Source organism: Sphingobium sp. TKS (assembly GCF_001563265.1).
Lineage (GTDB): Bacteria > Pseudomonadota > Alphaproteobacteria > Sphingomonadales > Sphingomonadaceae > Sphingobium.
In genome coordinates, this window is record NZ_CP005085.1 from 76449 (window position 1) to 97766 (window position 21318).

The 21318-nt window shown below is 61.9% G+C and carries 18 protein-coding genes and 2 pseudogenes; 19 read left to right on the forward strand and 1 reads right to left on the reverse strand.

The window, feature by feature from the left end; all coding sequences use genetic code 11:
* Window position 1: 1 nt before the first annotated feature.
* From K426_RS25615 to K426_RS25700, 18 genes and pseudogenes are all read left to right on the forward strand, one after another.
* Window positions 2–568, forward strand: coding sequence for a type IV conjugative transfer system protein TraE (locus K426_RS25615; protein ID WP_066564064.1), 567 nt, complete (start codon window positions 2–4; stop codon window positions 566–568).
* Window positions 568–1362: a type-F conjugative transfer system secretin TraK gene (locus K426_RS25620; RefSeq protein WP_145907806.1), complete on the forward strand. Its 795-nt coding sequence runs from the start codon at window positions 568–570 to the stop codon at window positions 1360–1362. The genes K426_RS25615 and K426_RS25620 overlap by 1 nt, the downstream gene beginning before the upstream one ends.
* The gene (locus tag K426_RS25625) at window positions 1362–2663 is read left to right on the forward strand and encodes a TrbI/VirB10 family protein (protein WP_046765075.1); all 1302 of its coding nucleotides are present in this window, start codon (window positions 1362–1364) and stop codon (window positions 2661–2663) included. The genes K426_RS25620 and K426_RS25625 overlap by 1 nt, the downstream gene beginning before the upstream one ends.
* Window positions 2650–3528: a DsbC family protein gene (locus K426_RS25630; RefSeq protein WP_046765074.1), complete on the forward strand. Its 879-nt coding sequence runs from the start codon at window positions 2650–2652 to the stop codon at window positions 3526–3528. Before K426_RS25625 ends, K426_RS25630 begins: the two co-directional genes overlap by 14 nt.
* Complete coding sequence (locus K426_RS25635; protein ID WP_052757483.1) at window positions 3525–4361, forward strand: hypothetical protein; 837 nt, start codon at window positions 3525–3527, stop codon at window positions 4359–4361. Before K426_RS25630 ends, K426_RS25635 begins: the two co-directional genes overlap by 4 nt.
* A 1-nt stretch (window position 4362) precedes the next feature.
* The gene (gene traC, locus K426_RS25640) at window positions 4363–6954 is read left to right on the forward strand and encodes a type IV secretion system protein TraC (protein ID WP_046765073.1); all 2592 of its coding nucleotides are present in this window, start codon (window positions 4363–4365) and stop codon (window positions 6952–6954) included.
* Between the two features lie 4 nt (window positions 6955–6958).
* Window positions 6959–7297 carry a hypothetical protein gene (locus K426_RS25645; RefSeq protein WP_046765072.1) on the forward strand — a complete coding sequence of 113 codons (339 nt, stop codon included), beginning with the start codon at window positions 6959–6961 and terminating at the stop codon, window positions 7295–7297.
* Window positions 7290–7988, forward strand: a complete 699-nt coding sequence (locus tag K426_RS25650) for a TrbI F-type domain-containing protein (protein ID WP_046765071.1) — start codon at window positions 7290–7292, stop codon at window positions 7986–7988. Before K426_RS25645 ends, K426_RS25650 begins: the two co-directional genes overlap by 8 nt.
* Window positions 7969–8496, forward strand: coding sequence for a S26 family signal peptidase (locus K426_RS25655; protein WP_046765070.1), 528 nt, complete (start codon window positions 7969–7971; stop codon window positions 8494–8496). Before K426_RS25650 ends, K426_RS25655 begins: the two co-directional genes overlap by 20 nt.
* The gene (gene traW / locus K426_RS25660) at window positions 8493–9149 is read left to right on the forward strand and encodes a type-F conjugative transfer system protein TraW (RefSeq protein WP_046765069.1); all 657 of its coding nucleotides are present in this window, start codon (window positions 8493–8495) and stop codon (window positions 9147–9149) included. The genes K426_RS25655 and traW overlap by 4 nt, the downstream gene beginning before the upstream one ends.
* Window positions 9149–9421, forward strand: a complete 273-nt coding sequence (locus K426_RS25665) for a hypothetical protein (protein WP_046765068.1) — start codon at window positions 9149–9151, stop codon at window positions 9419–9421. Before traW ends, K426_RS25665 begins: the two co-directional genes overlap by 1 nt.
* On the forward strand, window positions 9418–10437 hold the full coding sequence (traU, locus tag K426_RS25670; RefSeq protein ID WP_046765067.1) for a conjugal transfer pilus assembly protein TraU: 1020 nt from the start codon (window positions 9418–9420) through the stop codon (window positions 10435–10437). The genes K426_RS25665 and traU overlap by 4 nt, the downstream gene beginning before the upstream one ends.
* Window positions 10422–10697 (forward strand): hypothetical protein, encoded by a 276-nt coding sequence (locus K426_RS25675; RefSeq protein ID WP_046765066.1) that lies wholly within the window; start codon window positions 10422–10424, stop codon window positions 10695–10697. Before traU ends, K426_RS25675 begins: the two co-directional genes overlap by 16 nt.
* The gene (trbC, locus tag K426_RS25680) at window positions 10694–11443 is read left to right on the forward strand and encodes a type-F conjugative transfer system pilin assembly protein TrbC (RefSeq protein ID WP_046765065.1); all 750 of its coding nucleotides are present in this window, start codon (window positions 10694–10696) and stop codon (window positions 11441–11443) included. The genes K426_RS25675 and trbC overlap by 4 nt, the downstream gene beginning before the upstream one ends.
* Before the next feature lie 1931 nt (window positions 11444–13374).
* A pseudogene (locus K426_RS32705) lies at window positions 13375–14244 on the forward strand (conjugal transfer protein TraN); the annotation flags it as partial.
* A 201-nt stretch (window positions 14245–14445) separates the two neighbouring features.
* Window positions 14446–15183, forward strand: coding sequence for a conjugal transfer protein TraF (locus K426_RS25690; protein WP_443018233.1), 738 nt, complete (start codon window positions 14446–14448; stop codon window positions 15181–15183).
* Between the two features lie 65 nt (window positions 15184–15248).
* Window positions 15249–16649, forward strand: a complete 1401-nt coding sequence (locus K426_RS25695; protein WP_066564318.1) for a conjugal transfer protein TraH — start codon at window positions 15249–15251, stop codon at window positions 16647–16649.
* 15 nt (window positions 16650–16664) lie between these two features.
* Window positions 16665–19438 (forward strand): annotated as a pseudogene (locus tag K426_RS25700) (conjugal transfer protein TraG N-terminal domain-containing protein).
* 3 nt (window positions 19439–19441) lie between these two features.
* On the opposite strand, the gene K426_RS25705 reads toward K426_RS25700, so the two are convergent.
* Window positions 19442–19636, reverse strand: coding sequence for a hypothetical protein (locus K426_RS25705; RefSeq protein ID WP_046765062.1), 195 nt, complete (start codon window positions 19634–19636; stop codon window positions 19442–19444).
* Window positions 19637–20317: 681 nt separating this feature from the next.
* Between K426_RS25705 and pseB the strand changes: the two genes are divergently transcribed.
* A complete protein-coding gene (pseB, locus tag K426_RS25710; protein ID WP_046765061.1) occupies window positions 20318–21316 on the forward strand; it encodes a UDP-N-acetylglucosamine 4,6-dehydratase (inverting) in 999 nt (332 codons plus the stop codon).
* Window positions 21317–21318: the final 2 nt, after the last annotated feature.

The window sequence follows — 21318 nt, forward strand, 5'->3', positions numbered from 1 at the left end:
CATGGACCTGTCCTACCAGCATTCCCATCACCAGCGGGTTATAAGACAACGAAACCTGTTCGGGATAATGGCTGCTCTGCTCGCAGCCCTCAGCCTTGTCCTGCTTTTCTGCCTTGGTACCCGCGATCGCGAGATCGTGCTGCAGCCGGTGCTGCGTTCACCGCTTGCCATCAGCTCCTCAGGCGTTTCGCGCGACTATCTCGAGATGATCACTCGCGATGTCGTCCTGCTGACGCTCAATCGCAGCCCGCAAAATCTGGAATATTGGCTCGACGCCGTTCTCGATATCACAGCGCCCCGGGTGCAGGGCGCCATCAAGGCCGATCTTCTGAAGATCGTCGAGGAGCAGCGTGGATCCTCCGTATCGCAATTCTTCACGATCCAGTCGATGTCGCTGGACACCGGCAAGCTCCGCTCGGAGGTGACGGGGGACCTGAACACGGTCGTAGGCAGCAAGCTTGTCTCCAGGCAGCGCCGGACCTTCCGCTACGACTGGGAATATTCCGGGCTCAGCCTGAAGCTGGTTGGCTTTGGTATCGTCGAGAAGTCCGACGGGAAGGATCCATGATGTCCATCGCTCTTCTTGCCGGCGTTGTGACCGGCCTTGCCTTTCTCACGCGCGTTCATTGCACCGCGAGCCGAATGGTCGGCGCCTGCCTTCTTGCCCTTGTGTTCGTCCTTGAAAGCGCGCCGGCCCTTGCCGACCAGACCATCATGGCATCGGACAGCGCGCAGGTGGATTGTCACGCCTCCGCGAAGGATCTCACCCGGATCAGCCTTGTGGATGATGGCTTTGCCAGCGTCTCGAAGATTGCCACGGGCAATCCGGGCGATGATTTCTCGGTGGTCAACGAACCGGTGCGCGGAGACATCTATCTTTCCGTGCCGGACGGATATGGCAAGACGGCCCTGTCCTTCTTCGGCACGAGCAAGCGCGGCTATGTCTACAAGTTCCTGTGCAGGATCGGCGGTGACCAGGCAGAGCAGGTGTTCGTCTCCAATCCCGAGATCGAGAGTGCTGTCGAGGAGAGGACCGGGCCGGTTGCCGCGCCGCAGGATGCGGCGGTAGCGTTGATCGAGGCGATGGCGGGCGGCCACACGGCCGCTGGCTACGAGATGCGGCAGCGCTCGCTGCGGTCTGTGCAGGTGGGCGATCTCACGGTGCGGATGATTGCGGAATATCGCGGCGCTGACCTTAGCGGGAAGATCCTGCGCATTGAAAACCGCAGCGGCGATCCGGTCGAGCTCGATGAAGGGACGATCGCGCCCTCCGATGCGCTCGCGGTTTCGATCGCAGAGCCCCGTCTCGGCCCAGGCAAGGCGACAACCGCCTATCTTGTTTCGCGCAGCGGGAGGCCATGATGCGCATCGCCGATCTGTTCAAAACCCGCCGCCAGACGCCTGAGCCTGGCGACGATGCGGGCGTTTCTCCTCTCGCCCCTGATCTCGCCGCCAATGAGCAGGTCCGTCGCCGGCAGCGGATGCTTCTTGCAAGCGCGGCGGCCGTTGGCCTTGCCCTTTCATGCTTCTGGATCTTCAGCGGCGATGAGCCAGAGGCTGATCCGCAAACAGACGAAAAGAGCGACGTCACGGTTTCGACGAGGGATCTGGTCAATCGCAACCTCTCGCAGCAGGAATGGATGGCGCTTTCCGAGCAACAGTTCGAGCGGCAGGAAAATCAGCTCAAGGCGGTCGGCGGACAGCAGCAGCGTCTCGATGCGCTGGCAGCGCAGCTCGAGGCTCTCAAGGGCCAGAACCAGGCCATGCAGGCAGATGGCCAGCGGGTATTGAGCGCCTACCAGGCGGAAAATGAGCAGCTCAGGCGCCGGATTGCAGATCGTGGACCGCAGGCGCCCGCAGCGCAGGACAGGCGCGCCCTCCCGCCCGATGGGCCGAACAATTCACCGTCTGCAGGGCCGGCAGCGCTGCTGCGGCCAAGCGAAGTGAAGATGGTGAGCTTTGCCGGCGGCGAGGGCGGGACGGCCACCAGGGCGGCCAAGGGAAACACGGTCTACACCGACAGCCCCAATTATCTGCCGCCGAACAGCTTCGCTCGCGCCCGCGTCATCGTTGGCGTCGATGCGAGCGCGGGGGTAGGCAGCCAATCCGATCCGCTTCCGGTTGTCCTGCGGGTTACCGGGCCGGCGAGGTCTGTCTTCGCCAATGGCAGGCTCCTCACCACCCGCATCCAGGGTTGCCTCGTCAACGGCGCGGCGCGCGGCGATCTCTCGAGCGAAAAGGTCTATGTCAAGCTCCAGAAGATGACCTGTCCGCAGCCCGGCGGCCGCTACGCGGTGTCCGAGGTGAAGGGGTTCATCGCGTTCGGAGGCAAGACCGGCGTGCGCGGCCGGGTCGTCTCGCGGGAGGGGTCGCTGGTGACGCAGGCGTTCCTCGCCGGGCTGGCGGGCGGCTTTGGCCGCGGGTTCTCCGCCAATGCGAACAGCGTCTTTCAGGGGGCCACGATCAGTACCGGCGGCAAGCGCGACAAGCTTTCCACCTCGGATATCCTTGAAGGTGGTCTGGGCGAGGGCGTCGCTCAGACGGGAGACATGGTCTCCAAATATCTGATCGAGCGGGCCGAGCAATATCAGCCCGTGATCGAGATGCCGACCGGCATCGATGTCGAAATCGTCTTCCTGGAGGGGGTCTATGTCCGCAACTGATCTGCTGCGCCAAGTTGGGCGCTCCGTGCGCCGGTTCCGGTTCCTGATCGCGGCGGCGGGCGCTGTCGGCCTTGCAAGCCTGGCGCTTGCCGCCGATGTGCACGTGCCCGACGAGACGGTGCGCGCGGCGTTGCGGGCACGTCTTCCCAGGACCCCCGTGGACGCGGTGGATTGCACGAAGATCAGGGGCCTTTGTGAGATCGTCGCGGGCGCCAACCTTTTCTACGTCGATCCGGGCGCCCGCTTTCTCGTTATCGGTCGCGTCTATGACATGCAGACCCGGCAGGACCTGACGGCTGCCCGGCTTCTCGAGATGAACCCGGACATGCTGGTGGGCGCCGCCGCCTCGGCAAACGCCGCGGCAGGCGCCACCCGCTCGCACGCTGGACAGCCCGGCCTTGCATCGGCGGGAAAGGCAGCGGCCGCCAGTGGGCAGGGCGCTCGCTCGCTATCGCTCGCAAAGCTTGGCGAGGATGGCGCAATTATCTGGGGAAACCGCAAGGGTCCGCGCATCACCGTCTTTTCGGATTTTCGCTGTGGCTATTGCCGCGCTCTCTCCAAAGTCCTGCGAGAAATGAACGTCCAGGTGGTCGAGCGGCCGATTTCGGTGCTGGGCAGCCGCGCGCTGGCCGATCGGGTCTATTGCGCGAAAAACCGCGAGCGGGCTCTACATGCCGCCTATGCGGGCGAGCCTCTCAAGGAGACGCCTGACTGCGATACGTCCGGCCTAGATGCCAATGAGGCGTTCGCGCGCGAGCACGGCCTTAACGGTACGCCTGTCATCGTCCGCGGCGATGGCGCGGTCCTGGAAGGCTATCGTCCGCGCGCGGTCCTCGAAAAATGGCTCAAGGAGAGCCGGTCGTGAGCCGGTTCCTGCCGGGCAGGTCCCCACGGCGACCCGCCCTCGCGGTCTGCCTGCCCGCTCTCGCATCGCTGGGCGCCTGCGCGGGCCTTGGAAGCAACGTGAAGGGCAGCTTCACCTGCTCCGCGCCTGATGGCATCTGCGCGCCAAGCTCGGTGATCGATGACCGCGCCCTTGCGATGATCACCGACGATCCCTCCGCAATACCCGCCTCTGGCATCTTCGAGGGAGGAACAAGGCGGGCGAGGCCGCCCGGCCGTATCCTTGCGGGCACGGGAGACGGGACTGGCAGCGGGAGCGCACGGCGGACGGGCGAGCGAGTGCTGCGGATCATCTTTCCTGCCCATGTCGACGAGCAGGGCCGGCTGCACGAGGCGAGCGCCATCCATGCGGTCGTGGCGGACGGCGAATGGCGCGCGGCTTCGCCTGGGCCGTTCCCGCTGCGCAATGCGCTGAGCGCTGCGCCGCTGATGCCGGGGCCGCCCGATGTGCCGGATGGAGCCGATCGGCAGCTGCCCGATCCTGATGCAGTCGCCGCCGCCCGCGCGCGCGCCGCAGATCCGGTGGCGCGGATCAAGGCGGACGTGGCGCGCCGCCTCGCCCGATTGGCGGAACGAGAGAAGGACGGCGCTGTGCCTGGGGCCAAGCCGGACGCCGCGGCCACTTTCGCGGCAGGTCAGCGATCCGAGGCGGTGGACGTGCCCGTCCGGTCTGCCCCGTCGGGGGCGGATAACCCCCGGACCTTGCCGCCGCCGACGAGCCTGGAGCGGTCCGCGTCCCGCCCGGTCACGCTGCGCGCTCCTGATTTTCCCGCCAGCATTCCAGGGGAGGACTGAGATGGGTGCGAGCGCGATGTTCGATGGGTTCCTCGGCAGGCTTCTGGGCGATCTGAAGCAGGCTGAGGCGAAGCGGCCGGAGCTTGGCGTGCCGATGCTGGCGCATTGGCTTCCCTATCGCAGCTACGACCCGGCAAGTGGCATTTTCTACAACAGCGCCTCGCGCGGTTTCGTGCTTGAGGCGGCGCCCATGATCGGCGCCGACGAACGCAGCGGCGAAATCCTCGCCCAACTGCTCTCCGAGGCAATTCCTACGCCCGGCTGCCTCCAGATCCACCAGTGGATGAGTCCGCGCGTGAGCGAGCTTCTCTCGCGATGGTATGTGCCGCGTTATCTGGCGCGGGGCATCTATGAGCGCATCGCCAAGCACCGCGTCGCCCACATGACCGATGGTGTCTGGTCCTCGCTATCGGCTGACGCGCCCTTCTCGCTGCGCAACCATCGGGTCGCACTCTCCTATTCGACGCCCGAGAGTTCACGCGTCTCCAATGAGGAGATCATGACGGTGAGGGACGGCCTCATTTCCGCGCTGGCCTCGATCAATGTCGGCGCCCGCGCAATGGACCCGCAGGCGCTTATCGCCTGGATCGATGACATCACCTCGCCGACGACCGCGCCCGGGGACGACGCGGTGAGCTACAGCGCGTTTGACAGCATCGCTGACCAGGCGATCCGCCGCGACATGGAGCTGCGCGTCGAGGCAGGCCGGTTGTTGCTGCGGACCGAGCGTTTCCGACCCACGGGCCGCGAGATCGACGGCACGCCGGAGATTGGCGATATTCATCCCGACCGTTTTGAGATCCGGTCCTTTTCGGTGCGCAATCTTCCCGAGCGCTGGGCGCCCTGGGACATGGCCCGGCTGATAGGCGACATGTTCGCCGACAAGCTGCGCATGCCCTGTCCGGTCTCGACCAATCTTTGCATCGACTTTCCCGATGCGGAGGCCGCGAGCAGCAAGGCGGGCTTCAAATATATGCGAACCACGAGCCTTGCCGACAGCAAATCGGCCCGGTTCCTGCCCCAGCTCAAGGAGCAAAGCCGGGAATGGCGGCATGTAAACGACGAGATGAAGCAGGGGCGCAAGCTCGTGCGTGTCTTCCATTCGGTGACCGCCTTCTCGCCTCTGGGCAAAGGCGATGCCCATGAGCGTGCGCTGAAATCTGTCTACCGGGCCGCGGGCTGGGACCTGCTCGCCGATCGCTATCTCCAGATCATGGGACTGCTCTGCGCCATGCCCATGACCATGGCCAATGGCCTGTCGAAGGACCTGGAGCGCATGAAGCGCATGCGCACCATGCTGACGACAACGGCGGCCAATCTGGCGCCGCTCCAGGGCGAATATCTGGGCGGCCCGATCCCGCATCTGCTGCTGATCGGCCGCCGGGGGCAGCCTTTCTTCTGGAGCCCGTTTGAAAACAGTGCGGGCAACCACAATGTCGCGGTGTTCGGAAAATCAGGCTCGGGCAAGTCCGTGGCGCTCCAGGAGCTGTGTGCCTCGCTGTGCGGCGCGGGGGCCCAGGTCGTGGTGATCGACGACGGGCGCTCCTTCGAGCATTCGGTCAAGCTCCAGGGCGGCGCCTTTGTCGAGTTCACCATGTCCTCGGGTTTCTGCCTCAACCCCTTCAGCATGATCGACGCGGAGCAAGCGGGGCGGGACGAGGATTATCTGCTCGACTGCATGGCGATGCTCAAAGCCATCGTCAATCAGATGGCGCGGCATATCGACAGGCTCAATGACACCGAGCGCGGGCTGATCGACGGCGCGGTCAACCGCGTCTGGGAGGAAAAAGGCCGCGCCGGCTCGATCGACGATGTCATCGCGGCGCTCGAGGAGACCGGCAACCAGATGGCGGCAGACCTCGGGATCGCGATGCTGCCCTTTTCCACGCGAGGCACATATGGGCGATTCTTCAGGGGTGAGGTGTCGTTTGAGCTCTCGGCCGGCCTCACGGTCTTCGAGCTCTCGGATCTCTCCGCGCGCGAGGAACTGCGCAGCGTGGTCCTGACCGCGATCATGTTCCTCTCGCAGCAGATGATGCGCAGGGTCGACCGGGCCGTGCCCAAGGCGCTGCTGCTCGATGAAGCGTGGCAGATGCTGCGCGGTGGAGCTATGGCCGACTTCATCGAGACCTATGCGCGCACCTGCCGCAAATATGGCGCTGCGCTCGTCACGGCGACCCAGTCGTTGAACGATTATTACAAGTCGGCAGGATCGATCGCCGCGCTCGAAAATAGCGACTGGTTCGTGATTCTGCAGCAGAAGGCGGAAACGATCGCAGACTTCAAGAAGCACGACCGTTTCGAGATGGACGATTATACAGACGCTTTGCTGCGCTCGTTGAAACGCAACGGCTTTGAATATTCCGATGTCATGATCAAGGGGCCGGAAACTCTTGCTGTCGGCCGACTGGTCCTTGATCCTTTTTCAGCGGCTCTCTTCTCGTCCAGTCCAGCGACCTTTGCGGCGATCGAGGATCTGGTCGCACGGGGTCTAGGCATGGAACAGGCGATAGAGCGCGTCGCCTTTCCGCAAAATCCTGAAAAATGGTCGAACGATCCGCAAGCGGGCTCGTCTCCCCTGGCCGCGGAGTAGAAGGATGGAATGGCAATCTCCGGAAGGAAGCGTTGCCCGGCATTGGCGCGGCATCGCCTATGTCGGCCTTGAGGCGAGTGGTTTTCTTGTGACGACGCTGCTTCTGAGCTGGGGGGCGTTCGTCCTCTTCCTTTTTCTGTTGGGCGGCTTCTCGCTGGACGGGGTCATGCACCAGCTTGCCAATATGTCGGTCCGCTATGTCGCGGCGGATGCCCAGCGGCTTCGTGGCTTTCGCCACTTTTTGATGATCGCTCATCTGGCCGTGACGCTTGTGATCCTCATCCTCCGGCGGGCGCGCCTGTCGGAGATCCTGCGTGCGGGCAGGAGCATTGGCCATGACTGACCCCGTGCCGAGCCAGGTCGAGCTCGACCTCCCCATGCCCGCGCCACTGCCACCGCCAGCGAGTGCGGGGCGCAGGGCCGCCTTCGCCGGCCTCACCCGCTGGCAGATGCTGGGCGCTGGCCTTGCCCTTCTTCTCCTTGTCTGGGCCATGTGGGTCACAAAATCCCTGCTGGCGCCGCACCGTGACCAGATTGTTTCTGCCCGCCTGTCGACCATCGTTGGCGACTATGTGCAGGCGCAGGCGCGTTCGGCCTCGCCGCCCGAGCGGGTCGAGGCGGAGATGCGCCAGTTCATGGGAGCGCTCGAGCAGGAACTGCAGCGCCGATCGGGAAACGGGCAGATCGTGATGGTCGGGGAGGCGGTCCTCAGCCGAAACGTGCCCGATATTACCGAGAGTCTCAAAAAGGCGGTCTATGGCTCTGGCATCGCCTTTCCCAGGCGAGCGAGCGCGCAGCAGATGGAGCATCTGTCCCGCGGCGCCGAACCCGCCGCGCCGCTGGGCCAGGCTGCAATGGCGGGTGGAGCCGGGACATCGGCGCAGCATGACCCGATGGCGACGGGTGAAGGCCAGGTCCCTGACGCTGGCGGCAGGGCAGGGGAGAGCGCAGCGCTGCCCATGGGGCCTTCCGATCCCGGCGCCGGCGCCTCGGTCGCAACTTTTGGAGGGTTTGATGGCGCAGGCGACAGGTGACGGGACGCGGTGGCCCAGGGGGCGCCGCTGGCTGATGCTCGGAAGCGCGCTTTTCTTCTGTCTTGGCCTCAATGCGCTGCGCGAATGGCGCGCGTCCCATGTCCTGCTCATCAATCTTACCCATTCGCTGCCCAACTGGGCTTTCCTTCTCGAGGAAGGGCGGCGTCCGGCAAGGGGCGATTATGTCTTCTTCATGCCGCCGCAAAATGCGCTGGTGCGAGCCCATTTCGGCGAGGAGCCGCGGCTTTTCGGAAAGCGTGTCCTGGGCATGCCGGGCGACATTGTCGGCCATGCGGGGCGGGTTGTGACGATTAACGGCAAGCCGGTTGCGACCATGAAGCCGCGTACGCGTCTTGGAGAACCGCTGACCCCAGGAAAGACAGGCCCTGTGCCGCAGGGTTGCTATTTTGCGGGGTCAGGCCACAAGGACGGGTTTGACAGCCGCTATGCCGATATCGGTTTCGTGTGCGGGCGGCAGGTCATTGGCACGGGCGTGCCGCTGCTGTGAGGCGGCTCGTTCCCACCACGCTTCTGGCGCTCGCAACTCTGGCGGTTTCGCTCGGCCTTCCCCCCATGGCGGGTGAAGCGAAGGACTATGGTCAGGCGGGGCATGTCTTTCCCGTGATCGAGCCGGATCTGCTGACAATGATCGAAACCCGCCTCAGGCGCGCGGAGGCGAGTGGGGAGCTGGCGCGGATGGAGGCTGCCTTTGCCAGGCGCGTCGAAAGGAAGGTACGCCAGCCCGATCCGGTGGCCGGGATCACGCGGGCGGAGCGATCCAGGAATTGGGATTATGATCCCTCAATCGTGCTGGAGCGGGATATTCGGGACCATGGGGGGCGGCTGATCGCTGCCGCCGGGCAGAAGATCAACCCGCTGGACTTCGTGCGGCCGCGCCAGGAGCTGGTCTTCGTCCATGGGGACGATCCTGCGCAGATGGCCTGGGCCTTGTCGCGCTATGGCGAGGCGCAGGCCAAGATCATCCTCGTGTCGGGTTCGCCGATCGAGGAGATGACGCGCCGGCAGCGCCGCTTCTATTTTGACCAGGCCGGGCGGCTGACGAGCCGGTTCGGAATAAGGCACACGCCCGCTGTCGTGAAGACCGCAGGCAAGGTCATGCGGGTGAGCGAGGTGGTCCTTAAGCAGGGAGGGGCGGGCTGATGCCTCTCTGGCTCGATCTGCTGCGCACGCCCATGGCGGCTCCCGAGACCGTCCCCCTGCGCGCGAAGAGACGGACCTGGCAGCTGCTGTGCCTTTCAACGGCCCTTGCCGTGGGGCTCATCACGCCTTTGCGAGGACTCATCGGTTCAGCCGCGCCACGGATCGCCGCGTTGCTCATCGTCGCGACGCTCCTCCAGAGCCGGCTCTACTGGGGCGCCAAGCGGCGCGCGGACGACAAGGGCCATCCTGGCAACGGGGAGGAGATGGAATGACGCGCCTTCTTCGCGCCGCGGTCCTTGCGTTCTGGGCGATGCTGCTTGGTCTTGCAATAGCGCCAGAGGCGCAAGCTGCGCCGACCTGCAACGGCAAGTTCGTCAATCCCATCACCGATGTCTGCTGGTCGTGCCTTTTCCCGCTGTCGGTGGGCGGCCTCAAGATCTGGCCGGGCAACCGCCCGGATGCTTCCAATCCCGGCTCGCCGATCTGCGCCTGCGCCGATCCTATCCCGCGGGTCGGGATATCGGTCGGCTTCTGGGAGCCGGCGCGCCTTGCCGATGTAACGATGAAGCCCTGGTGCTTCCCCAATCTGGGCGGCGTGAGGATCGCGCCGGGCTTTGACATTGGCCAGGGCTATATGGCCGGCCCCTCCATGGTTGGCGGGCGATCGCAGAGCACGGCAAAATGGCATGTGCACTGGTATGTGTATCCGTTGCTCTACTGGATGGAGCTGCTCACGGACTTCGTCTGCTTCGAGCAGGCGAGCTTCGACATCGCTTATATGACCGAGGTCGATCCGCTCTGGCAGGACGACGCCTTGTCGGGCCTCATCAACCCGGAAGCCATCGTCTTTGCCAATCCCGTCGCGCAGGCAGCGTGCGCGGCCGACTGCGTGAGCGCGACGGCCTCGATGCCGATTGATTCCCTTTTCTGGTGTGCTGGTTGTCAGGGGTCGATGTATCCCATGAACGGCAACATCGCCTCCTCGATCGGCCACGTCCAGTCGTCGCGCCTCGCCCTCTCCCGCTTCGCCTACAAGATGCACCGCCAGGCGCTGGCATGGGGAACGATGGGCGCGAAGGGCCTGTGCGAGAAATATGTCATGCCGATCATGCGCAAGCAGCAATATCGGTTCCAGATGGTGAACCCGATCCCGACGGTCTCGGGGCGCTTTGCCTGTTCGCCGATCGGCGCCTCCACCATGCCTCCCGATGCCGGGCGGGCCTATCCTGCAGGCGGCGAAGACATGGGCTACCTTGTCTGGAGGAAAAGAAATTGCTGCGTGATGTGAGCGAAGAAGTTCCGGGCGGCGAATCCTGTCCGCGGTGTGGCCGATGCTTGAATCCGGGCGAAGGAGGGCGGCCCTGGCGCGCGCGCGTCCAGGACTATGTTGTCAGCGCGGCGCAGATCGTCATGGCAGCCATCATCGGCCTTCTGTCTGTCGTTGGCGCGATCACGCTCCTGCTGGCCCTTGAGGTGCGCGGGGTCGAACCCGGGCCCGGCCAGGAAAGGCTCCAGCTGAAGACGCAATATCGGGCGATGCGACCATGAAGACATGCTGGTTTCGTACGGGCGCGGCTGCGGTGCTGGGGATGGCCGGGATCTCCGCGCTTCTCGCACAGTCGGTCGAGGGCCTTGACGTCCAGGAGATCAAGGCGCGGGCCGCCGGGTTCCAGAAAGAAGCGGAAGCCTTTGCCAGTCATGTCAAGGATCGGGGCGACAGTTTCCGCAAAGAGGCGGCCGGCGTCCAAAAGGGCGGCATTCAGGCCATGCGCGAGATGGCTGCAGGTGCGTTGCCGCCTGGGCTTGAGGGAGCGGTCGACTTCGATGAGATTGTGGCAGGGGCGGCCGCCAATCTCGATCGCAAGGCTGGCGAGGCGCCACAGTTCATCGCCTTTGCGAGCTTCTCCATGCCGCCGGCTTCCCTGAAGCAAATGGTACGGGACACGGCCAAGGCGGGCGGGCTGGTCGTCTTCCGAGGCTTCCCCGATAACAGCATGAAGGCCTTTTCCGCGCGACTGGGCAAGATCGTGGACGAGCAGGATCTGCCCAATATCGGCATAGATCCGCGCCTTTTCCGCGCGTTCGACGTGCAGGCGGTGCCGACCTATGTGGCGGTCTCGTCGGACTTTGACCCCTGCTCGGGCTTCGATTGCCGCACCAACGTGCCGCCTCATGACCGCATAACCGGCAATGTGACGGTGCATTATGCGCTGAGCAGCTTTTCAGAGGGTAACGGGCCGGGCGCGCGGATCGCCGCGATCGCTCTCTCCAGCCTCACGGCCAACCGCCCATGAGGCTGCGACGCTTTCTCCTCGCGCTGGCTCTCCTTGGCACTCCTCATCCCGCGCCGGCCCAGATGACGGTCAACCAGGCGCGGGAGGAAGGGAAGGCGCTCGGCAATGCGATGCGGAGCGATGATGCCTGGATACCCCGGAATGATGCGCAGGCGGCGATCGTGCCCGGTTACCAGGGAACGGACCTCCCGCAGGCAGATTATTTCGGCGATCCCGACAGGCTCGTGAACGACAGCAACGCGCTCAAGGGATCGAGCGACATCTACAGGATCGCGACCGACGCCGATAAGGTGCGGCCGACCTTCAGCAATGAGGAGCTGGAGGATGTGACAGCGCGCGCGAGGCAGATCGAAAGCGACCCGACCGAACATCTTGGCGGCGAGCAGATCGGCGGATCTTCGAGAGAATGCACGCCGCTGCCGGCGCAAGAGCAGCAGGTCTTCCATGATGCGACCTGCGACATGGGGGTCGTCGTCACATCCGTTCCGAGCGAGACGGTCTATTCCTGTCCCGCCGGCTGGACGCTTGATGGCACGAGCTGTTCCATGACTGAGGTCATCCAGGCCAGCATCAGCTATAGTTGCGACGCGGGATGGACCCTCGACGGTTCGCGATGCGCGCAGACCGAGCCCGCCAGTGTCAGCGCCTATAGCTGCCCTGGGGGATGGACGCTCAATGGCAGCCGGTGCAGCCAAACTGTCAGCCAGGGTGCCGACCAGACCGGCTATAGCTGCCCGAATGGATATAATCTGGCGGGTTCGGTCTGCCAGACCATTGTTACCATCGGGGCGACTCCGGTCTATTCCTGCCCGAGCGATTATTCGCTTTCAGGCACGACCTGCGTGCGCAACTTCAGCTACGCCGCCACCGCGACCTATAGTTGCGATCCCGGATGGACCCTGGGTGGAACGACCTGCACACGCCAACTGTCGCAGCCTGCCACGGAGAGTTATTCCTGTCCGCCCGGATACAGCCTTGAGAACGGCAATTGTTCGCAGAGCGCCAATTATCAGGCGACGGCCACCTATAGCTGTCCAAGCGGCGGCACGGTGCAGGGCGACAAATGCGTCACGACCAGTACAACATCGGCGACGCCTGCCTATGCCTGCCCCTATTATTACTACAATCCCAGCGGCTTTTCCGGCGGTCCGCACTGCGTCATGCGCAAGGCGGAATTTGCGAGCAGGAAATGCGCTCCGACGGGCACCAATCCTGGCAGCATAGAATTTCTTCGGGAGGAGAAGAAATACGGTGATCGCTGGTGCCTCTATAAGCCGCTGACGACCTATACCTGCCCGAGCGCCTTCTGGAATTTCGATCCCGCCTATAACCAGTGCGTGTCGAACGTCGTCCAGAATGGCGTCGTCACCTACACCTGTCCGCAAGGCGGCAGTTTGCAGAGAACGACCTGCTATCGCACCAATGTGACGGGCGCGTCTGTCACCTATGTCTGCCCTGCTGGCTATGCCTTGTCCGGCCGGACGTGCGTCAGGTCCGAATATAAACAGGCCAATGTCCAATATAGCTGTCCCGGCAGCGGAAGCCTTTCAGGGACGACCTGCACGGTGAATGAACAGATCGCCGCTTCGGTGAGCTACGCCTGTCCGTCCGGTTACGCGCTCAATGGCACCAGCTGTGCGCGAACCGACACGTTGCCCGGCATGCCCGTCTATTCCTGCCCGACCGGTTATTTGCTGAGCGGCACAAGCTGTACCCGGACCGAAGACCAGGCGGCGACGCCGATCTACAGCTGCCCGACTGGCTTTGTGCTATCGGGTACGCAATGTACGGCCAGCGTCGCGGCGCAACCCATTTATTATTGCCCGGCAAATTTCACCTTGTCGGACCAGACATGCTCGCAAGCCCATAGCCAGGCAGCCGCCTCGCATCAGCAGTGTCCGGCAGGCGCCATCGCAAGTCCGGACGGTGGTTGTCATACCGAAGACCCGCAGAATGATTGCGGCGAGCTGCAGGGCAATCCGCAATGCAGCTGGCAATATGACAATTGTCTGGACGAGGAACGCTCGGGCGAGGGCTGCCGGATGATGGAGAAAGTCTATCGCTGCCCCGTGCCGGGCGGCAAGGCAGAGCAGCCGCCCAGCTATGTTTGTGGCGATGACGTCTATTGTATCAACGGCGATTGCGAGGCGATCACACGAGAAGCGTCCGACGAATTCAAGGATGCGCTTGTTGCCCTCAAGGCCATCGACACGGCCGGCAAGGATTTCGATCCCGATGACATGCATGTGTTTCCTGGCGCCCGCGACACCTGTCACAAGCCGATCTTCGGCGTAGTGAACTGCTGTGCAGGCAAGGTCTCCGGGCTGCTGCCGCTCGGGATCGGCGGCGCGGCGCTCTCCGGGGCGATCAGCGGCAATGTCGCGGTGCTGGCCGGCGTCGCGACGCAGTTCCTCACCACCTTCATGTGTTCAACCGAGGAGAAGATGCTCGATGTGAAGGACCGCATGGGCTTTTGCACCTTTGTCGGAAGCTATTGTTCGTCAAGCGTGCTGGGCGTCTGCACGACGAAGCGGAAAACCTATTGCTGCTTTGAGAGCAAACTCTCGCGCATCCTTCAGGAGCAGGGGCGGCCCCAGATCGGCAAGCCCTTCGGGAAGCCGAAGAACGAGCAGTGCGAGGGCTTCACCGTCGATGAGTTCGCGCGTCTGGATCTCTCGAAAATGGATTTCACCGACGTCTATTCAGATTTCATGGACGCCGCGCGCATGCCCGATGAAGCCCAGACGATGAGCGACATCCAGCAGAAGATCCAGGATTATTATGAATTGCACGGCCAGTGACATGCCATCCAGGCAGCCCACGACCAGGCGATGCGGAAGGAAGCGGCCGCAGTGCCTGAAATCAGGCCTGCCGCCGGCTTGCCGACCTGCTGGCGGCGAAATGAGCGGGGAGGTGGCGCTATGAAGCGAATTGCCAGGTACCTGGCGCTGTTGCTGGTCCTGACGGGGGGAGCCGGACCTGCACAGACGCAGGGACAGGAGATGTCGGGCACGCAAGTGGACGAGCGGGGCGAGGCGCGCGACTTTTATTGCGGGGAGCGCCAGCTCGGCCAGTGGTTCTATTGCCGCAAGCCTCAAGAGCACAAGACGCCGGCACGGAAGGGGCCGCCGGCCAGCGCGGCCGATCGCGTGGCGGCTATCAAGCGCGATCTCGACGAACTCAAGGCAAGGGCCATTCTTGAGCCGAGCGAAGAGAATGTGATCGCCTATGTGCGCTTCCAACGCGAACAGCTCGACCGTGCATCCACTTTCTCGGATACATGGCAGCGCGCCCTTTGGCAGCACCCCGAGCTTGACTATACTCTTCAGCGCCCGGTCAACACCGTGGGGAAGCGCGCCTGGCTCGACAATCGCAAGGCCGATCGCGATGCTGTGCTCAGAAGCCTTGGGCAGCGCTATGGCCTTTTCTATTTCTATGCCCAGAACTGCGGCGCCTGCGACATTTTCGGACCGATCCTGCGCTCGGTTGCTGACAGTCACGAGATGACGGTGATGGCGATCTCCATGGATGGCGGTCCTACACGGGATTTCCCCGACTATGTCGTCGATGCGGGGCAACGCCAGCGGATGGGCGTGCCTGGCAACGAGACGCCGGCGTTGGTGCTGTTCGACACTGTTACAAGACGCACCATCCCCGTCGGTTTCGGCATCCTGTCGGCCGACGAGATCATGGACCGCATCTTCATGCTCACCAACATCAAGACAGGGAGCGATTTCTGATGGCGAAGGGCAAAAGGTCCAGGGGGATCGGCCGCTTCCTGAAAGGGGCCGGGTCGGTGGTCGCGATGACGGCCGCCGTTCATTTTGCCGTGATCGGCGTAGCAGACGCCAATGTGGCCTCGGAAATGAACAATTTCTTCAGCGAAGCGGGCGGGGCGGCGAATGTGACGGGGCCCTCGGCCTTTCAGGGCCAGTCAGCGGGCTATTATTCGCTGGGCAATGTTTGGACGCGTTTTCCCCAGAAAAGCGTCGCTCCTTTCAATCTCCAGCTCCCTTCCGCCCGTGCGGGATGTGGTGGCATCGATCTCTTCAGCGGCAGTTTCTCGTTCATCAACGCGTCCGAGATCGTGGCGATGCTGAAGGCTACGGCCAACAATGCCCTGGGGTTCGCCTTCAAGCTCGCGATCGATTCCGTTTCCCCGGAAATTGGCAAGGTCATGGACGAGTTCAGCCAGAAGGCGCAGCTCCTCAATCAGATGAACATTTCGAGTTGCGAGACGGCGCAGGCGCTTGTGGGCGGCATCTGGCCCACGATGGACACCACGCGCGCCACGATATGCGAGGCGATCGGCAACTCCCAAGGTGTCTTCTCCGACTGGGCGGCCTCGCGCCAGGGCTGCAACAATGGCGGCAGCCGCGACAGCACGATCGCGGCCAACGCGGACATGGCGATGAGGGATCATCTGGTCGGAGAAAGCCATAACTACACCTGGGAGGCGCTCAAGAAATCGGCAAAGTTTGGGGCGTTTGATCAGGATTTCTCCGAATATGTGATGACGCTGGTGGGCACCATCGTCACCCGTCCTGCGACCGACCCGGCCGTTGGTGGGGAGGTCGTCATTTACGGACCTGCGGAGGAAGCGGTCGTGACGGCGCTGCTCGACGGCACGGACAATGCGCCTGCGGTCAAGGTGCTCACCTGCAATGACAGCAATTGCTACGATGTAGGCGAGGCGACGCTCACCATTCCTTCTTCCGCGGCTCTTCGTCCCCGGATCAGACAGATGATCAGCGACATGAGCGTCAACGCGCGCACGAACGGGACGCTGACGGCTGCGGAAAGACAATTGCTCAATATAGCGACAATTCCGCTCTACAAGATCGTGACCGTGCAGGCGCTGGCCCATAATGCGCTCACGAATGGAGAAATCGAGGCGCTCTCCGAGATCGTGGCGGTCGATATACTGAATGCGATGCTCGACAATATGCTTGACCGGGTCGAGCAGGCGAAGGTCCATTACCAGACCGCCGACCAGGCGACAGCCGAGCAGTGGAAGGCACAGATCGCGGCCACGCGGCAGAAATTCGTGAGCCGGGAAGTCAAGCTCAGCAACAAGCTCCAGTTGACCTACCAGGTCATTGATCGAAGCCTTTTCCTGGAATCGACTTTGCAGAACATGATGTCGCCCGGCATGTCGGCGGCGCTGGGCTTTTCACGCGGCCTGAGCGCCCAGGGGCTTCAATAAAGAGAGGCAAGCGCCATGCTGGAGGTCTTCACGATTGGCGGCGGCGACTATCTCGTCAACACCTTCAATGCCGTGGCGGCCTGGACGGGAGGCGGGGGCTACCGCTCCATGATCCGCGTGGTCATGGTGATGGGCCTCATCTACTCGCTGCTGGCGCTCGCCTTTACCCTCAATGTGAGAGCAGGCGTCAACTGGTTCCTTCAGTCGACGGCCATCTACATGTGCCTCATGGTTCCAACGGTGGACGTCAAGGTCACCGATCGGATCAATCCAGGCCTTGCCCCCGCCACGATCGCCAATGTGCCGCTGGGGCTCGGCGTTCTTGCGGGCTTCACGACGCAGGTCGGGGATTATCTCACCCGTACCGCCGAGACGGTGTTCGTGATGCCCGATGAACTCGATTACAGCAGCAACGGTCTCATTTACGGCGCGCGTCTTTTCGACGCCACGCGCCATTTCACCATTCGCGATGCGGAATTTTCCGCCAATCTCGATCAGTATATGAAGCAGTGCGTCTTTGGCGACATCATGCTGTATCGCAAATCGCTGACCGATTTGGCGAACGCCACCGATTTATGGAGCGCAATCGCCTCGGATACGCAATCGCGTTCGCAGGAGTGGCTGGAACGCAGCGGCGGCACGGCCACGCCTTATATCGTCACATGTGCCCAGGCCTATGAGATGCTGGACGCCCAATGGGCATCGATGATCGAGGCCAATTCGAAGATATGGGGGATGGAAGTCTATCCCCGGCTCAGCGAAACGCTGGCGCAGGCGAAGCTGCGTCATGACGTGCCGATCGTCAACCAGGCCTTCACGCAGGCGAGTGGAGGCTTTGCCGAGACGATGCGCCAGAACAGCGCAATCCACGCCTTCATGCAGGCGCGCCACAATATGAGCGGCAGCGCGATCGACGCCTTCGCGCAGACCCGGGCGGACATCCAGGCCCGCAACACCTATAACAGCATCGCGCAGCAGGCGATGACCTGGGTTCCGATCCTCAATGTCGTGCTGACGGTCGTCTTCTTCGCGATGTTTCCGGTCCTGTTTCCGCTGTTCCTCATGCCGCAGACCGGGGTGACAGCGCTCAAGGGCTATGCGACCGGATTCTTCTACCTTGCGGCCTGGGGGCCGCTCTATGTGATCCTTCACATGATCTGCATGACCCGCGCGCAAAACGCGGCGACCGCAGCGGCGGGGGGCGGGCTCACCCTTGGATCCTTCGAGGGCATTGGCGCTGTCAATGCAGAGACAGCGACGATCGCAGGTTTCATGCTGATGAGCGTCCCCTTCCTCGCCGCTGGTCTGGCGCGCGGCGCCATGTCGATCGCGGGGCAGTCGATGTCGATGCTGGCCCCAGCCCAGAATGCTGCTGAAGCGGCAGCCGTTGAACAGAGCACGGGCAATTATTCCTATGGAAATGTGAGCTGGGCGAACCAGACCTCGAATATGCGCCAGAGCGATCAATGGAATAGCGCGCCGAACTTCCAGGCGGGAGCGTCGGCCTTTAGCGCGCGACAGGATAATGGCGCGACCGTCGCAAGCTTCGGCAACGGGCAGGAGGTCATCGATACGAGCCAGGCCATTTCACGGCTAGGCTTCACCCCGACGGCAAGCACAGGCTTCGTGTCCGAACTGCGCGAGCAAGCCCATGAAGCACACCGCCAGGCGCAGGCCTACAGGGCAGCTGCGAACGATATTCTCACCAGCACGCAGACGGACCGAAGCGCATCCAGTGTGTCCAGCGAACGCTCTTCCGGCTGGGATAGCAGCAAAGGGCGCAGCTCCAACACCTCAATGGAGGAATTTGACCGCAGCACAGGCAGCAGCTCTTCGGGCTTTGATCAACGATCCTCGACCACATTGAACCAGTCTGAAAGTCGTGGGCGTGATTGGTCCATATCTTGGATTGAACAGACCGGTGGCAGCTTGGGCGGTCAGCTTGGTTTAGGCGGAAAGGGTGGCCATTCCGGCGTTGGCTCAAACCTCAGCGGGAGTGTTGGGTTTACCGGGAACCAGCAGGACAACTTGAACCAAGGATTCAAGGAAATTCGAGGTAGCGATGAATCCAGTAGTTCCTTCAACGGCGTACGCGACGAACATTCGACTGGAAACAATGTGTCTTTATCGGCCGGCACTTATGATAGGGGTGGGACATTCAGCCGTGCTTCAACCATGACTTCCTCCTCTCAGGGCCAGGAGGATGCCTTGTCGCGTGCTCGCTCCTACCATGAATCGGCTGAGAAGCTGGACGAACTATCCCAGCAGCTTTCACGGGATCGAGCTATGCTGAGACGCATGGTATGCAGCTCAGTGAAAATCTCAGCCAGGACCTGGCGCGGTGGTATCGCAACGAGCAGTTCAACAATCCGGGGCTCGATGCGCCAGAATTGTGGGCAACGGATCTCACCGACCATCAGTACATGGTGCGTGAGAGGATGATAGATCGTTGGATGGGTGAGAAGCAAGAATCGATCCGCATCACGGTCCAGGACCGCCTTCACGAATCCGAGATGGGCACTGTGCCTCACCGCGCCATCGGCGGCTATAACGATGTTCGTGGGAGCTACGTCCTTCGGGAGTTGGACGGTTTGCCGACAGGACCTGACATGGGACACGCCGAGGCAGTGCCTGCCTTAATCGAGCAAGGAAAGAGGTCCTATGCTGCGGACAAGACGGTCGCCCAGGCGGGGCATGCTGGCCATGTTAGGGCGGGCGCCGATGTTCAAAGAAGCGTAAGCCAGGAAACAAGTCGGGAATTCTTCCAGTCCCGTCCCCCGCATGAATGAGCATCACCTTGCAGAACAGAAATAAAGCAGCAAGCCAAGGAGCAAAACGACGTTGATCACACGGCCGATCTGCACACCCGGCGTAGGGCGGAGAGCATCATCCTGCTCCGTGCCGTAGCTAATGGCCGGATCGAGCAGCTTGATGATAGGCTGACCAGAATTATGCCGGGTAGTTAAGTAAGTGTTCCAGTCCATCATGGCTCAACCCTTCGGACGTTCATTTGTACAGCGCTTAAGGTTCGTTCGCGATGTGGGCTAAGTCAAGTTCCGATGGTGGGGAGAGCCTAAACACGCAATGCACCCCGATCAAAAATTCACGCTGCCCGCCCCGCTGGATCAAACGTATCAAGATGATACCCCTTTTCAAATTCGAGGCAATCGTTTACGCGGCCAAGCATTGGTGAAGGGATATTGCCTGCACCCAATAGAACGGAAGGCGTATTCACCTGCCGTGCGGTAGCTTTGGCACTGAATCGGATTAGCCGGGGAACATCGAATGCTCTAGATCATACCGCACTCGGATTTCGGTATGGCCAAAGCTGCCGTGAAGTCGGCAGGCAAACAGTCGCGCGATGTCTTCTGTTGTTGAATGAAGGCAGCTCTGATCGCGGCGAATTAGCATCTGAGTTTTCTTCACGCTCGTCCCGGGCCTGCGGGATGCGTTTATGCACCTGACTAGTTGCCTCACGCATTAGAAGATAATTTTCCTTATAGGTCCCATCCTAAGATTTTATGCATTGAAATCTTGTAGAATTTGGATGTGACGAGCGAGCGGCATTGTTAAAATAAATGAGCTTTTTTCGATTCACCAACCAACATCACTAAATATCAATGATAACCTTTAGTGGATTGTCCGATACATCTTCTCATGGAGAATTAATGCTCAACAATTCAACAATTTTGGTTACCGGAGGAACAGGTTCGTTCGGGAATACCTTCGTGCCGATGACATTGGCCAAATATACTCCGAAAAAGGTTATCATCTATTCGCGAGATGAGATGAAGCAGTGGGAGATGGCCAAGAAGTTCCAAGATGACCCCCGTGTACGCTTCTTTATCGGTGATGTCAGAGATCGTGAGCGCTTGCATCGCGCCCTCGATGGGGTTGATTATGTCGTTCATGCTGCGGCGACGAAGATCGTGCCTACTGCCGAATATAATCCATTCGAGTGCGTGAAGACTAACGTGAGCGGAGCAATGCATCTAATCGATGCGTGCATCGACAAGAAGGTGCGGCGCATCGTGGCGTTGTCTACCGACAAGGCCAGTAGTCCAGTCAATCTCTACGGTGCAACCAAGCTTGCATCCGACAAACTGTTCGTTGCCGGCAATTCCTATGCCGGCAATCAGGATACGCGCTTTGCGGTTGTGCGATATGGTAACGTCATGGGTTCACGCGGCTCCGTGATACCTTTCTTCATGTCGATCCGCGACAAGGGTGTGCTGCCAATTACAGACGATCGCATGACGCGGTTCATGATTTCTCTAGAGCAGGGTGTGGAACTGGTCTGGCACGCCTTCACCGACATGGAGGGTGGCGAAGTTTACGTAAAGAAGATCCCATCAATGAAAGTGACGGATCTGGGGCGCGTAGTTGCTCCAGAGGCACGTCAGGAGGTTGTCGGCATTCGGCCTGGTGAGAAGCTGCACGAGCAGATGATCAGCACTGAGGATGCATATTACACATATGAATATCCGGAGCATTTCAAGATCCTGCCAGCCATCCATGACTGGGACAAGGACCATGCGCGGATCAAGGATGGCAAGCGCGTGCCGGAGGGCTTCAGCTACACGAGCGACAACAACAGCGAATGGATGGCGCCGGAAACCTTACGCCGCTGGATTGAGGAAAATCGCCAGAAGATCGGGAGCATCTGATT

Excerpts from the sequence above, each read along its gene's own strand:
- K426_RS25650 (WP_046765071.1), top strand. The coding sequence starts at position 7,290 with ATGACTGACCCCGTGCCGAGCCAGGTCGAGCTCGACCTCCCCATGCCC.
- K426_RS25705 (WP_046765062.1), bottom strand. The coding sequence starts at position 19,636 with ATGATGGACTGGAACACTTACTTAACTACCCGGCATAATTCTGGTCAG.
- K426_RS25620 (WP_145907806.1), top strand. The coding sequence starts at position 568 with ATGTCCATCGCTCTTCTTGCCGGCGTTGTGACCGGCCTTGCCTTTCTC.
- K426_RS25625 (WP_046765075.1), top strand. The coding sequence starts at position 1,362 with ATGCGCATCGCCGATCTGTTCAAAACCCGCCGCCAGACGCCTGAGCCT.
- K426_RS25690 (WP_443018233.1), top strand. The coding sequence starts at position 14,446 with ATGTCGGGCACGCAAGTGGACGAGCGGGGCGAGGCGCGCGACTTTTAT.
- K426_RS25630 (WP_046765074.1), top strand. The coding sequence starts at position 2,650 with ATGTCCGCAACTGATCTGCTGCGCCAAGTTGGGCGCTCCGTGCGCCGG.
- pseB (WP_046765061.1), top strand. The coding sequence starts at position 20,318 with ATGCTCAACAATTCAACAATTTTGGTTACCGGAGGAACAGGTTCGTTC.
- K426_RS25655 (WP_046765070.1), top strand. The coding sequence starts at position 7,969 with ATGGCGCAGGCGACAGGTGACGGGACGCGGTGGCCCAGGGGGCGCCGC.
- K426_RS25615 (WP_066564064.1), top strand. The coding sequence starts at position 2 with ATGGACCTGTCCTACCAGCATTCCCATCACCAGCGGGTTATAAGACAA.
- traU (WP_046765067.1), top strand. The coding sequence starts at position 9,418 with ATGACGCGCCTTCTTCGCGCCGCGGTCCTTGCGTTCTGGGCGATGCTG.
- trbC (WP_046765065.1), top strand. The coding sequence starts at position 10,694 with ATGAAGACATGCTGGTTTCGTACGGGCGCGGCTGCGGTGCTGGGGATG.
- K426_RS25665 (WP_046765068.1), top strand. The coding sequence starts at position 9,149 with ATGCCTCTCTGGCTCGATCTGCTGCGCACGCCCATGGCGGCTCCCGAG.
- K426_RS25695 (WP_066564318.1), top strand. The coding sequence starts at position 15,249 with ATGACGGCCGCCGTTCATTTTGCCGTGATCGGCGTAGCAGACGCCAAT.
- K426_RS25645 (WP_046765072.1), top strand. The coding sequence starts at position 6,959 with ATGGAATGGCAATCTCCGGAAGGAAGCGTTGCCCGGCATTGGCGCGGC.
- traC (WP_046765073.1), top strand. The coding sequence starts at position 4,363 with ATGGGTGCGAGCGCGATGTTCGATGGGTTCCTCGGCAGGCTTCTGGGC.